This is a genomic window from Salinicola halophilus, assembly GCF_003206155.1.
In the GTDB taxonomy this organism is placed as follows: domain Bacteria; phylum Pseudomonadota; class Gammaproteobacteria; order Pseudomonadales; family Halomonadaceae; genus Salinicola; species Salinicola halophilus.
Genome location: NZ_PZJV01000001.1, coordinates 1,520,297 through 1,533,024 on the forward strand (window position 1 = coordinate 1,520,297; position 12,728 = coordinate 1,533,024).

The 12,728-nt window shown below is 65.0% G+C and carries 11 protein-coding genes; all 11 read right to left on the bottom strand.

The features are described from left to right. Nucleotides 1-30: 30 nt before the first annotated feature. Nucleotides 31-1,713, bottom strand: coding sequence for an NAD-dependent malic enzyme (locus tag DOM33_RS06825; protein ID WP_110667012.1), 1,683 nt, complete (start codon nt 1,711-1,713; stop codon nt 31-33). A 298-nt stretch (nt 1,714-2,011) separates the two neighbouring features. Then, nucleotides 2,012-3,145, bottom strand: coding sequence for a YeeE/YedE family protein (locus tag DOM33_RS06830; RefSeq protein WP_239495299.1), 1,134 nt, complete (start codon nt 3,143-3,145; stop codon nt 2,012-2,014). A gap of 329 nt (nt 3,146-3,474) precedes the next feature. After that, nucleotides 3,475-4,488 carry a tryptophan--tRNA ligase gene (locus DOM33_RS06835; RefSeq protein WP_110667016.1) on the bottom strand — a complete coding sequence of 338 codons (1,014 nt, stop codon included), beginning with the start codon at nt 4,486-4,488 and terminating at the stop codon, nt 3,475-3,477. Between the two features lie 104 nt (nt 4,489-4,592). Then, nucleotides 4,593-5,999 carry a Na+/H+ antiporter NhaC family protein gene (locus tag DOM33_RS06840; RefSeq protein ID WP_110667018.1) on the bottom strand — a complete coding sequence of 469 codons (1,407 nt, stop codon included), beginning with the start codon at nt 5,997-5,999 and terminating at the stop codon, nt 4,593-4,595. 113 nt (nt 6,000-6,112) lie between these two features. Continuing rightward, the gene (locus DOM33_RS06845) at nt 6,113-7,414 is read right to left on the bottom strand and encodes an NAD(P)/FAD-dependent oxidoreductase (protein WP_110667020.1); all 1,302 of its coding nucleotides are present in this window, start codon (nt 7,412-7,414) and stop codon (nt 6,113-6,115) included. After that, nucleotides 7,411-8,211, bottom strand: coding sequence for an IclR family transcriptional regulator (locus DOM33_RS06850; RefSeq protein ID WP_239495280.1), 801 nt, complete (start codon nt 8,209-8,211; stop codon nt 7,411-7,413). The genes DOM33_RS06845 and DOM33_RS06850 overlap by 4 nt, the downstream gene beginning before the upstream one ends. Nucleotides 8,212-8,400: 189 nt before the next feature. Continuing rightward, nucleotides 8,401-9,519, bottom strand: coding sequence for an alanine dehydrogenase (ald, locus tag DOM33_RS06855; protein WP_110667024.1), 1,119 nt, complete (start codon nt 9,517-9,519; stop codon nt 8,401-8,403). Nucleotides 9,520-9,734: 215 nt separating this feature from the next. Beyond that, nucleotides 9,735-10,175, bottom strand: coding sequence for an acyl-CoA thioesterase (locus tag DOM33_RS06860; protein ID WP_110667026.1), 441 nt, complete (start codon nt 10,173-10,175; stop codon nt 9,735-9,737). A gap of 54 nt (nt 10,176-10,229) precedes the next feature. Then, nucleotides 10,230-10,559 carry a putative signal transducing protein gene (locus DOM33_RS06865; RefSeq protein WP_110667028.1) on the bottom strand — a complete coding sequence of 110 codons (330 nt, stop codon included), beginning with the start codon at nt 10,557-10,559 and terminating at the stop codon, nt 10,230-10,232. Nucleotides 10,560-10,563: 4 nt separating this feature from the next. Beyond that, complete coding sequence (locus DOM33_RS06870) at nt 10,564-11,754, bottom strand: class I SAM-dependent rRNA methyltransferase (RefSeq protein WP_110667030.1); 1,191 nt, start codon at nt 11,752-11,754, stop codon at nt 10,564-10,566. A gap of 97 nt (nt 11,755-11,851) precedes the next feature. Continuing rightward, on the bottom strand, nt 11,852-12,667 hold the full coding sequence (gene mutM / locus DOM33_RS06875) for a bifunctional DNA-formamidopyrimidine glycosylase/DNA-(apurinic or apyrimidinic site) lyase (protein ID WP_110667032.1): 816 nt from the start codon (nt 12,665-12,667) through the stop codon (nt 11,852-11,854). Between the last annotated feature and the right edge of the window lie 61 nt (nt 12,668-12,728).

A 12,728-nucleotide genomic window follows, 5' to 3' on the forward strand; every position in this document is an offset into this window, starting at 1 on the left:
TCCTGACGGGACTGATCGTAGCTCGCGCGATCAGATCGAACGGCGACGGTACTGGCGGTAGCGCGGATACCAGAAGTGGCCGTGAATCGACTCCCACAGCACCTCGTCACTCGAGGAGAGCGCGACGCCGTCGGCCTGCGCCTGCTTGCCGACAGCAAAGGCGATCTGCTGGCTGATCTCGCGAATGTCGCCGAGCGCCGGCAGCAGCGCGCCCTCACCGGTCTGAACGATCGGCGCGCTGTCGGCGAGCGCGTTGGACGCCGCCATCAGCATGTTGTCGGTGACCCGATTGGCGTTGGCGGCGATAACGCCAAGGCCGATACCCGGGAAGATGTAGGAGTTGTTGCACTGGGCGATCGGCACGCTGCGACCGTTGACTTCCACCGGCGCGAAGGGGCTGCCGGTGGCGACCATCGCCTGGCCGTTGGTCCAGCCGAGCACCTCTTCCGGCGTCGCTTCGACCTTGGAGGTCGGGTTGGACAGCGGCATCACCAGCGGATTGTCGCAGTTGGCGTTGAGCGTGGTGATCACCTCTTCGGTGAAGAGACCGCGCTGGCCGGAGACGCCGATCAGGATGGTCGGCTTGGCGTTGCGAACCACGTCGATCAGCGCCTTGGCGTCGCCGTCGAAGCCGAGATCGCCCGCCTGATGCGCCAAACGCTGCTGGAACGGGTAGAGATTCTGGGTATCGCTGGTCAGCAGCCCGTCCTTGTCGACCATGTAGATGCGCCGGCGCGCTTCGGTCTCGGAGAGCCCTTCCCGGGTCATGGCGATCACGATCTGCTCGGCGATACCGCAGCCGGCAGAGCCGGCACCGGCAAACGTGATGACCTGCTCGCTGATCCTGGCGTTCTTCGCCTTGCACGAGGCGAGCAGCGTCGCCACCACGACCGATGCCGTGCCCTGGATGTCGTCGTTGAAGCAGCAGACCTCGTCCCGGTAGCGCTCGAGCAGCGGCATGGCGTTGGTCAGCGCGAAGTCCTCGAACTGCAGCAGGGCATCCGGCCAGCGGCGCTTGAGCGCCTCCATGAACAGCGTGATGAACTCGGCGTACTCGTCCGGCGAGACGCGCTCGTGTCGCCAGCCCATGTACATCGGGTCGTCGAGCAGCTTCTGATTGTTGGTGCCAACATCGAGCGTGATCGGCAGCGTGTAGGCCGGGCTGATGCCGCCGCAGGCGGTATACAGCGAGAGCTTGCCGATGGGGATGCCCATGCCGCCAATGCCCTGATCGCCGAGGCCGAGAATGCGCTCACCGTCGGTGACCACGATCACCCGCACCTTGTCCTTGGTCGCGCTACGCAGGATGTCGTCCATGCGGTGACGATCGGGATAGGAGATGAAGAGCCCGCGATGATTGCGGTAGATATTGGAGAACTCTTCGCACGCCTCGCCGACCGTCGGCGTGTAGATGATCGGCAGCATCTCTTCGAGGTGCTCTTCGAGCAGACGGAAGAACAGCGTCTCGTTGTCGTCCTGGATGGCGCGCAGATAGATGTGCTTGTCGAGATTGTTCTGACACAGCGTGTACTGGTGATAGGCGCGCTCGACCTGCTCTTCGATGCTTTCGACGTTCTGCGGCAGCAGACCCACCAGGTTGAACTCGATACGTTCTTCGCTGGTGAAGGCACTGCCCTTGTTGAGCAGCGGCATCTCCAGCAGCGTAGGGCCCGCATAGGGAATGTAGAGGGCGCGCTTGGCGTGATCTGTCATGGTCGACTCTCGCGATAACCTACGAATGGATGGCGCCGGCCGAACCGGGGCACCATCGCTCGGCGGTGTCGGCTCGCAGTGGCGCTGTCGTGAGCACCCGCCCGGCGCAATCGAACCGAGAGGAGCGATCGACCGACTCGTCGGAAGGTCGAGGGGCGCTAGTATGCCATTTCGCATCGAGGATGGCATTGCGACGCAAGTCGTCCCACGAACCTGGCGCCCGCGGAAACGAAAAAGCCCCGCCGAGGCGGGGCTTTCAAGCACGCAGGGCGTCGGAAATCACGCCCTCGCACGCGTTTCAGCAACTCGCCGCGACCGGTTTTTCCGGCCCAGGGAAGAACAGCGGCCGCAGCTTGACACCGAACATGTTGCCGGCGAACGCCGCTACCAGCCATAGCCAGCCGTGAAGACTGCCAGAGGCGATACCGCTGAAGTAGGCGCCGATGTTGCAGCCGAACGCCAGCCGCGCGCCATAGCCAAGAAAGAGCCCGCCGATTACCGCCGCCAGCACCGAGCGCAGCGGAATGCGAAAGCTCGGTGCGAAGCGACCCGCGAGCATCGCCGCGAAGCCGGCCCCCAGAATGATGCCGATATTCATCACCGTGGTGACGTCACTGAATATGCTGGCATCCAGGGAGGCGGCCCGACCCGGGCTCTGCCAGTAGCCCCAGCTCGTCACGTCGCCACCCACGGCCTGAAAAACCTTGGCGCCCCACAGCGCAAATGCCGAGGTGATTCCCCAGGGACGCCCGGCCAGCGCCAGCGTCAGGAAGTTGAGCAGCGCCAGGCCGATGGCACCGGCGAGAATCGGCCAGGGACCGACCAGCCAGCGCCGACCGCTGGGCGTCGCCGCAGGGGCGGCCTCGAGCTGACCATGACGGCGCTTCTCCATTACCACGGTGAACGCCGCGATCGCCGCGAACAGCACGAGACTCGCGACAATGCCGCCGCCGGTACCGAAGAGGTCTCGCATCGACGTCGGCTGAAAGGCCGGCAGGCTCTGCCACCAGGCGAAATGCGCCGTACCGATGACCGAGCCGACGATGAAGAACGCCAGCGTGATCAGCATGCGGGCGTTGCCGCCGCCGACGGTGAATAGCGTCCCCGAGGCGCAGCCGCCGCCGAGCTGCATGCCGATGCCGAAGAGAAAGGCGCCGGCGATCACCGACACGCCGATTGGCGAGATGAAGCCTCTCACCGGATGCCCGAACAGCGTCTCGGAGGCAAGCACCGGAAAGAACAGCACCACCGTCAGCGCTAGCATCACCATCTGCGCACGCAGCCCCCGCCCGCGACGTTCGGTGATGAACACTCGCCACGCCGAGGTGAAGCCGAAGGAGGCGTGATAGAGCACGATACCCAGCGCGCCGCCGACCAGCATCAGCCAGCCCTGCCGCGACTCGAAGAGCGTACCGATGGCGAGCGAGCCCATGACCAGCAGGATTGCGGCGATCCACGCCCTGGGCGAGAAGCGGCCGATACCTGGCGGTGACGGTTGTGTCAGAGTCGACATAAGAAAACCCCTTCGTTAGACCAAAATCGAATGGCGAATACTTTAGTCTTTTGGTCGGGTTTTACAAAACTCGATCCGATCTGACGATAGACAGCGGCGTTATAACGCATCGACCCGGGCCAGCGCCGTAGCGCTGACCCGGGTCGTGTTCGGCTTGAGAACAAGAACCGTATCGGCTCTGGAAAACTGCGCTGCGAATTCCGTCTTTCGGCTTTCAGCCGTAGATGTAGCGCGCGGCCGGCAAGCGGTTACTGAAAGCGACCTAGGCCGACGGCGGGCCGGAGCTTATCCATCAGCGCCTGGGTCTCTTCGCGTGCGCGCTCGGCCCCCTTTACCAGCACCTGCTCGATGTACGCCGGATCGTTCATCAGCGCTTCGTAGCGCGCGCGCGGTTCGCGCAGATGGGCGTTGAGGTACTCAAACACCTCGTTCTTGGCGTCGCCCCAGCCGATGCCCTCGACGTAGCGTCGACGCATGTCGGCGCTCTCATCCGGCGTGGCGAAGGCGGCATAGATCTGGAACAGCGTACAGGTGTCGGGGTCCTTCGGCTCGCCGGGTTCCAGCGAGTTGGTCTTGATCTTGCGCACCAGCTTCTGGAGTTTCTTCTCGCTGACGAACAGCGGGATGGTGTTGTCGTAGCTCTTGGACATCTTGCGGCCGTCGAGCCCTCTGAGCACTTCGGACTGCTCGTCGACGATCGCCTCGGGCAGCGTGAAGTAGTCGCCCTTGTAGATGTGATTGAAACGCCCCGCCATGTCGCGGGCCATTTCGATGTGCTGAATCTGATCGCGCCCCACCGGCACCTTGTGGGCGTTGAACATCAGGATGTCGGCGGCCATCAGCACCGGATAGCCGAACAGCCCCATGCTGATGCCGCGATCCGGATCACTCTGCCCCGCCGCCTCGTTCTCACCCACGGCTGCCTTGTAGGCGTGAGAGCGGTTCATCAGCCCCTTGGCGCAGACGCAGGAGAGCAGCCAGGCGAGTTCGGGGATCTCGTGGATGTCCGACTGGCGGTAGAAGATCGCGTTATCGGTATCGAGCCCCAGCGCCAGCCAGGTCGCCGCGATCTCGAGCCGCGACTGCTGCACTCGCTGCGGATCCTGCGCCTTGATCAGCGCATGCAGGTCGGCGAGGAAGTAGTAGGACTGAACGTCGGGATTCTGGCTCTCGGCGATCGCCGGCTTGATCGCGCCGACGTAGTTGCCCAGATGGGGCGTACCCGTGGTGGTGATACCGGTAAGAACGCGTCGCTGGCTCATGGACTCTTCGAATCAGTTGGAGAGGATTTCGCGGAAAGCGGCAGACCGAGAGTCTACCCTGCCACTTTCTCCTTAGCGAACCACCTCCCTGTATCGCTTTTCGCCTATAGCGTGATGCCGATCAGCAGATAGACCAACAGCGATACGCCCGCAACAGCCAGTGCGAACGGGATCTGCGTTCGTACGTGATCCATGTGATCGCAGGCCGCGCCGGTCGAGGCCAGTACGGTCGTGTCCGACAGCGGCGAGCAGTGATCGCCGAAGACGCCGCCGCCGGCAACCGCCGCGATCGTCGCGTAGACCAGCGGCGTCAGCGTATCGCCGGTGAAGACGAACGCCACCGGCACCGAGATCGGCATCATGATCGCGAACGTTCCCCAGGAGGAGCCGGTGGCGAAGGCGATTAGCGCCGCCAGTAGAAAGGTGATGGCCGGCAGTAGCATGGGCGAGAGCCAGTCCCGGCTGACCTCGACGATGTAAGCCGCGGTACCCATCTCCTTGGAGAGCTGATTGAGCGAGTAGGCGAGCGCAAGGATGAGAATGGCCGGCATGACACCTTTCATCCCGGCGGTCGCGGTCTTCATGATGTCGTTGAGCGGAATGCCCTGCAGTCGCATGATCACGCCTAGCACGATCGCCGCTGCCAGAAACGCCTCCATGGTCTTTGCCGAGCCGACGAAAACGAAGGTCCCCACCGCGATGCCGATCACCACCAGCACAGGCAGCACGAAGTTCAGAAAGAGACTCGTCTTGATTCCCTCGAACGGCTGAAGATCGGTCAATTCCTCCCCCAGCAGCGGATCGGCACCGTCGCGGAACACCTTTCCCTGCTCCTGTGCCCGCGCTTCGGCGCGTTTCATGGGGCCGAAGAGCGGAACGACTCCCACGATCACTAGCCCCACCATCAGCACCGATAGCCAAGCGTAGAGGTTGAACGGCACGGCGTAGACGAATGCCTGGATCGCATCTCCCGCGGTCTCGATTGGTCCCATCCCGATGAGTAGCCCGGAGATGAAGACCGCCCAGCCGGTAATCGGTACCAGCACGCTGACCGGAGCGGACGTGGAGTCGGCAATGTAGGCGAGCTTCTCGCGGGAGACGCGGTATCGGTCGGTCAATCCGCGAATGGTCGATCCGACGAAGAGCGGACTGAAGTAGTCACTGAAGAAGACGAACATTCCCATTACCCAGCCGACCAGCTGAACCCGGACACGGGAGAGTGCCCTCGCCTCGACCCAGAGCGTGAAGTTGCGAATCGCACCGGTGCGCTGGAAGAAGGCGATCACGGTCCCGATGAAGAGCTCCAGCAGCAGGATCCAGGAGAAGTCCGTGGTACCCAGCGACGTCTTGAGCAGATCGGGAAATCCGAAAACGCCCCGCCCCATGATCGAGACGCCCACGATACAGGCGACGGTCAGCGAAAAGATCGTGTTGCGGGTGGCGAAGGCCAGAGCAATGGCGAGCGCTGCGGGTAACAGCGAGAGCAACCCGAAGTGGGTCTGGGGATCCATGTCGACTCCTTATTGGCGTTGTAGATATCGGGATGCGATTGACCGATCGTTGCGCCTCGATCCATGCGATGGACTCGAACCGTTTCGAAACGGTGTCACTCGCGCTTGGCGTGTCAGGCTTCGTCGCGGCCTTTGTGCTGCTCGACTCGGCGGATCGCCTCGAACGCCAGACGGCGAACCGGCTCCGGCGGCATCCAGCTCGGCTTGCCGAAGAGCGCGGCAATGTCGGCGCGCGGCTGTCCCAGCATGTCCTGGGCGAGCGCCTCGCCGAGCGTCGTCCCCTTGACGATGCCGCCACCGTTGCAGCCGGCAGAGACGAACAGGCCTTTGTCCATTTCCCCCCAAAGCGGCGCGCCGTTGTAGGTAAGGCCCGTGGTGCCGCCCCAGACCTTGTCGAAACCGACCGATTCGAGCGTCGGGTATCGCAACGCGAGGCTGGCCGCGAGATCGGCTTCGACCGCCGCGTTGTCGCGTTCGCGTTCGTAGCTGTATTGCGCCCGGATCATCAGACGCGAGTCCGCCGTGGTGCGCAGCGTGCACCCCAGCCGATGGGTGGGCAGGAGCCCCCAGGGCGAACCGGCGACGGCCGTGGTGATCTTCGGGGTCAGCGGTGGCGTCAGTGCGGCGTAGGTGTAGATCGCAGTGAGCCGCGACCGATCCGCCCCCAGTACGCGAGAAAAAGCGTTATTGGCCAGCACCACTTGGCGGGCGCGTACGGTCCCCTCTGCCGTCGCGACGCGCCAGGCGTCGCCGTCCCGAGCGAGGTCGACCACCGGCGAGCGCTCGTGGAGCGTGACCGCCGGTGGCAGCGCCGAAATCAAACCGCGGATGAGCGCCGCCGGCTGCACCAGATAGCAGTCGGGCGAGTAGAGACCTTCGGCGTAGTAATCGGTACCGAGGGCCACTGCCAGCTCGCGACGCCCCAGGGTTTGGAAGTCGAGCCCGGCGGCCGCGAGAAAGGTACGATAGCGCGACAGCGAGGCGCGTCCCTCTTTGCCGCGAGCGGCGCGGTAGGTGCCCGTGCGCTGCAGCTGACAGTCGATCCCCTGCGTTTCGACCTGCGTCTTCAGCGACGCCATGGCACGCCGGCTCAGCGCATTCAGCGCCGACATCCGCTCGAGCTCGCGAGTCGAGGCATCGCCGGCAAGCGCGATCTCGAGCATGAAACCCGAGTTGCGTCCGGGGCTGCCCTCTCCCGCCGTCTCCGCATCGAGCATGAGGATACGGGCCTCGGGTGCCAGGGCATGATAGGTGCGTGCGACCGCGATACCCGTGTAACCGGCCCCCACGATCACCACGTCGGCGACGTGATCGCCCTTGAGCGAGGGCGCGCTGTCGCGAGGCGGTAGCAGCGCTTGCCAGCCACAGGGACGACGGTGCGCGGGGGCATGCATGAGGGTGTCGCTCGCGCTCATGGCTCTGTCCTCAGCAGGCCGTGGGCCTGACTCACCAGCTCGTCGATCTGCTCGCTCATCGCAGTGAGGACGGCCTCACGGTGAGTGGGTGTCATGCGCGACTTGAGCATCGAGCAGCTCATCGCCCCGAGACAACGCCTGCTGTGATCGAGCAGCGGCAGCGCGAGCCCGGTGAACTCTGGCAGGCTCGACCCCTCCACACCTCGCGCGTACCCGTGCTCCCGGCAGCGTTCGATTTCCGCTTCGACGGCGTCAATGGCAATGTCGTAGCGGTCGGCGAGTTCGTCCCGATTGGCAGCGAGAATCCAGTCGCGCTCATCGGGTTCGAGCGAGGCCAGCAGAGCGATCGATGCTTGCCCGGCCCCCAGCAGCACCCGTCCGCCGATGGAGGCGACGAAACTGCCCACGGGATAGGCGCCGTTCTGCACCTCGAGACAGACGGCATGGCGTCCGTCATGGGCAAACAGATAGAAGCTGTCGCCCAGGCTCTGCGCCAGTTTCAGCAGCCGCGGTCGGGACAGATCGCGAAGGCTCGCGCCGTTGCCCGCCTCGGCGCCAAGCACCAGCAGCTCGTAACCGAGGAGATAGCGGTGACGGACCGGCGACGGTCGCAGAAAACCCTCTTCACGCAGCCCCTTGAGCAGCCGATAGATCGTCGGCCGACTGAGCTCGGTGGCGTCGAGATAGTCATCGATGCTAGCGCCGCGTGCGCCGCAGGCGGCCGTGACGCGTAGCAGCGCCATGACGTGGCGCAGGGTGGAGGGCGTCTGTGAAGGATCGCGAGAGTGGGAGGACAAGATAGCGACTCGAAAACGGGGATCGTTTCCGAGCATACCGAGACGTTTTGCCGAGTTCGTCTCACATAACGAGACTTAGAGGCTTTCTTCACGCCCCGTCGTTTTCAGAACACAACGGGGCAGAGCGACCAGGTCCACGGCTCTCGCCGCTATCGATCGTGCCTACGCGCCCAGGGATGGGGAATGCGGTCAGACCTCGATGCAGCTTTCGGCCGACACGACATCAAGCCCGAACGCTTCACCTACCGCGGCATAGGTCACTCGCCCGGCGTGGACATTGAGCCCGGCGAGAAAGTGCGGGTCGTCGGCGAGAGCCTGCTTGACGCCCTTGTCCGCGAGCGCCAGCACGAAGGGCAGCGTGGCATTGGTCAGCGCCTGGGTCGAGGTGCGTGCCACCGCCCCCGGCATGTTGGCTACGCAGTAGTGCACGATGCCGTCGACGATGTAACTCGGGTCGGCATGAGTCGTGGGCCGGCTGGTCTCGAAGCAGCCGCCCTGATCGATGGCGACGTCGACCAGCACGCTGCCGGGCTTCATGTCCGCCAGCATCGCGCGGGTGATCAGCTTGGGCGCTGCGGCGCCGGGCACCAGCACCGCGCCGATGATCAGGTCGGATTCGCGCACCGCGATGTCGAGCGTCTCGGCGGTAGAGTAGACGGTGCGGATCTGGCCCTGGTAGCGATGATCGAGCACCTCGAGGCGCGGCAGTGAACGATCCAGGATCGTGACCTCCGCGCCGAGCCCGAGGGCCATGCGTGCGGCGTTCTCGCCGACCACGCCGCCGCCGATCACGGTGACCTTCGCCGGGGCGACACCCGGCACGCCCGGCAGTAGAATGCCGGCGCCGCCCTGGGCCTTCTCCAGGCTATGCGCGCCGGCCTGCACCGCCATGCGCCCGGCGACGCGGCTCATGGGGGCCAGCAGCGGCAGCCCGCCCTGCTCATCGGTCATCGTTTCGTAGGCGATACAGGTCGCCCCGCTCTCGATCAGTCCGCGGGTCAGACGCTCTTCGGCGGCAAGGTGCAGGTAGGTGAAGAGCACCTGCTCGGGGCGCAGCCGTGCCACCTCCTCCGCCTGCGGTTCCTTCACCTTGAGGATCGTCTCCGCGCCGGCCCAGAGCGCATCGACGTCATCGGCGATCTCGGCGCCGGCATCGCGGTAGGCCTCGTCGGCGTAGCCGGCGCCGCTACCGGCGTCTTGCTGCACCGTGACGGTATGACCGCGCCCGACCAGCTCGCGCACGCCACCCGGTGTCAGCGCGACACGGTACTCATGATTCTTGATCTCTTTGGGTACACCGATACGCATGATCGACTCCTGATGATGGCGGGCGAATGACGCGCGACAAAGCGCATCGACGGATTACAGCACGCCGATTCCTACCGCTGGAACAGGTCAACACAAAAGACGAAATCGTCGCGAAACCGACCCCATCCGCGAAATAAAATCCTGATATCGACGAATCAGCAGCTGATCTTGCTATTCCACGGCGACACCCTCTCTCCGTCAGAGGAAGAGGAAGCTTATTCCGAAAGGGGCATGCGAGCGCCGGTGTAGGCCTCGACGAAGCGTGCCGGCATTCGTTTGGGGCGGCCACTGGAGAGTTCGATGCAGGCGAAACGGGTCTGAGCGCGCAGCAGCGTCCGTCCGGTGTCGACGTTGAGAAGCTGAAAGCGGCGCTCGAGGGTGAGACGACCGTCGCAGGCGACGATCCAGGTGGCGAGCGCCAGACGATCGTTCTCGAACGCCGGCGCGAGATAGTCGAGCTCGTGGCGGTGGACCACCATCGCGCGGTCGAGCGCGCGATAGTCGTCGAGGCCCAGGCCGAGGGCCTGTGAGTGCGCCCAGCTCGCCCGCTCGATCCAGCGCAGATACTCGGCGTTGTTGACGTGACCGTAGTGGTCGATAGCAGAGGCCTCGACCAAGAGATCGAGGACGAATGGTTCGGGATGATCCCACTGCATACGCTGCTCCCAGACGCGACGGCGACGCGGCGATGGCGCCCGCCGAGTGAACGCTCAAGCCGGCCGCGAAGCCCCGCACTGCCAGCAGGTGTCGAAGACGCCCTCGAGCCACTCACCGCAGTGAAAGCAGCGCCAACCCGGCGTGCGGGTCGCGGGGCCGTCGAGCGCTTCGCGCACCAGAGGCTCGGCCCGGGCAGCGGCGGTACTCGCCACCCAGACTTCCGCCTCACACTGGTCGAGCGGCAGCTCCCCGGCCCCGCCGGCCAGGGTCATGTTGCGAAGCGTCGCCTCGATCCCTGCGCTGTCGAGCACGTTGCGCACATGGCTGACCAGCATCGTGTTGGGATGACGAAAGACACAGGTCTTGTCGGCGAACGTCGTCATCGCGTCAGTTACGGAAGACCCGAACACCGAGTGCCTTGAGATAAGCGGTTTCGGGGATCGCGGGATGGATGGGGTGGTCGCCGGACTGTCCGCCGCGATACAGGATCTGGCCGTGGCGATCCTGGTGGCGCACCGCCCCGCGCACGCTCTCGACCAGCCGCTCTTCGGCCAGGTGCATCGAGCAGGAAGCCGTCATCAATAGTCCGTCGCGGCCGAGCAGGCGCATCGCCTCGCGGTTGAGACGCGCGTAGGCGCGTTCGCCGTTGGTGATGTCCTTGCGTTTCTTGATGAACGCCGGCGGATCGAGCACGACGACGTCGAAGCGCTCCCCCTCGGCTCGCAGTGCCGTCAGCGCCTCGAAGACATCGCCATGACCCACGGCGACCTGCTCGTGAAGGCCATTGAGCGCGGCATTCTCGGCGACGCGATCGAGCGCGGCCTGGGAGGAGTCGACACAGAGCACCTCAGAGGCGCCATGGGCCGCGGCCTGCACGCCCCAGCCACCGACGTAGCTGAACAGGTCGAGTACGCGCTTGCCGGCGACCAGGCCGTTGAGCCAGGCGCGATTGGCGCGGTGGTCGAAGAACCAGCCGGTCTTCTGGCCGTCGATGACGGGCACCGCGAAGCGCACCCCGTTCTCCTCGATCAGCACCTCGTCGGGCAGCTCACCGTGGACGACCGAGACTTCGGACTCGAGCTTCTCCAGACGGCGCCCGCTGGAGTCGTTCTTGAACACGATCGCCTGCGGCGAGAGCACCTTGTCCAGCGCCGCGATCACTTCGTCGCGAACCGCTTCCATGCCCAGCGTATTGAGCTGCACGACGACGATGTCGCCGAAACGGTCGACGATCAGCCCGGGCAGCAGATCCCCCTCGCCGTGGATCAGGCGATAGAAGGGCTTGTCGTAGAGCGCCTCGCGCAGCGCCAGCGCCTGGTTGAAGCGGTGGACCAGCAGCGAGCGATCGAGCCTTACCTCGGCGTCGCGGGAAACGACACGGGCGCAGATCAGCGAGTGCGGATTGACGTAGGCCACGCCCAGCGCCTTGCCGTTGGCCGCCTCGATGATGACCTGGGCGCCGGGTTCGAACCCTTTGAGCGGTGTCGCCTGGATATCGATCTCGTTGGAGTAGAGCCAGAGATGCCCCGCCTTGAGGCGGCGATCGGCATTCTTCTTGAGGCGCAAAGCTTGGGTCACGGGGGACTCCATATGGCAGGCGTTGACAGATGAGGACGCGCGGTGCGCATTTTAAGGAAAGCGCGGCGGAATGCCTACGCCAACCGTGGCTCGTGGCTCAAGTCTGGCAGACCGGGCAAAAGACGCTGGCGCGCTGGCCGAGCACCATCTGACGAAGCTCGACGCCGCAGCGGCGACACGGCTGCCCGGCGCGGCCGTAGACGTTGAGGCGCTGGGCGAAATAGCCCGGCTCGCCGGTGCCGCTGACGAAATCGCGAAGCGTAGTGCCACCCTGCGTGATCGCCGCGGCCAGCACCTCCTTGATCGCCGCTGCCAGCCGGTCGTAGCGCTCACGAGAGATTCGCCCGGCCGCACGGCGCGGGTCGATTCCCGCGAGAAACAGCGCCTCGGCGGCGTAGATGTTCCCCACGCCGACGACGATGGCATTGTCCATGATGAACGGCTTGACCGCCGCCCGTCGCCCTCGCGACAGCTGATAGAGGCGATCGCCATCGAAGTCGGGTAACAGCGGCTCGGGGCCGAGTCGCGACAGTCGGGTATCGGTTGCGGAACTGCCGGCCAGCCAGTCGACGAAACCGAAACGCCGCGGATCGTGATAGCGCAGAATGGCGCCATCCTCGAACACCACGTCGAGATGATCGTGCTTGCGCGGCTGATCGCCGACCCGGGCGAGGCGCAGACTCCCCGACATGCCGAGATGCCAGAGCAGCGTTCGCTCGCCGACCGGAAGCAGCAGATACTTGGCCCGGCGCCTCAGCTCACCGAAGCGCGCCCCGACCAGCGTCTCCTCTACGTCCGCCGGCACCGGCACGCGAAAACGGCGCTGGCGCACGATCACCTCGACGATCTCGCGGCCCTCGATATGGGGCGCGATGCCGCGGCGAGTGGTTTCGACTTCGGGGAGCTCGGGCATCACTGGTTCTCGACGGGCGGGCTATCGATATTTCGCATCGTCGGCATGACGGCCTTCGACG

What these genes read in the sequence shown, in the direction of transcription:
- DOM33_RS06825 (WP_110667012.1), bottom strand. Translation starts at nt 1,713, where the DNA reads ATGACAGATCACGCCAAGCGCGCCCTCTACATTCCCTATGCGGGCCCT.
- DOM33_RS06830 (WP_239495299.1), bottom strand. Translation starts at nt 3,145, where the DNA reads ATGGGCTCGCTCGCCATCGGTACGCTCTTCGAGTCGCGGCAGGGCTGG.
- DOM33_RS06835 (WP_110667016.1), bottom strand. Translation starts at nt 4,488, where the DNA reads ATGAGCCAGCGACGCGTTCTTACCGGTATCACCACCACGGGTACGCCC.
- DOM33_RS06840 (WP_110667018.1), bottom strand. Translation starts at nt 5,999, where the DNA reads ATGGATCCCCAGACCCACTTCGGGTTGCTCTCGCTGTTACCCGCAGCG.
- DOM33_RS06845 (WP_110667020.1), bottom strand. Translation starts at nt 7,414, where the DNA reads ATGAGCGCGAGCGACACCCTCATGCATGCCCCCGCGCACCGTCGTCCC.
- ald (WP_110667024.1), bottom strand. Translation starts at nt 9,519, where the DNA reads ATGCGTATCGGTGTACCCAAAGAGATCAAGAATCATGAGTACCGTGTC.
- DOM33_RS06860 (WP_110667026.1), bottom strand. Translation starts at nt 10,175, where the DNA reads ATGCAGTGGGATCATCCCGAACCATTCGTCCTCGATCTCTTGGTCGAG.
- DOM33_RS06865 (WP_110667028.1), bottom strand. Translation starts at nt 10,559, where the DNA reads ATGACGACGTTCGCCGACAAGACCTGTGTCTTTCGTCATCCCAACACG.
- mutM (WP_110667032.1), bottom strand. Translation starts at nt 12,667, where the DNA reads ATGCCCGAGCTCCCCGAAGTCGAAACCACTCGCCGCGGCATCGCGCCC.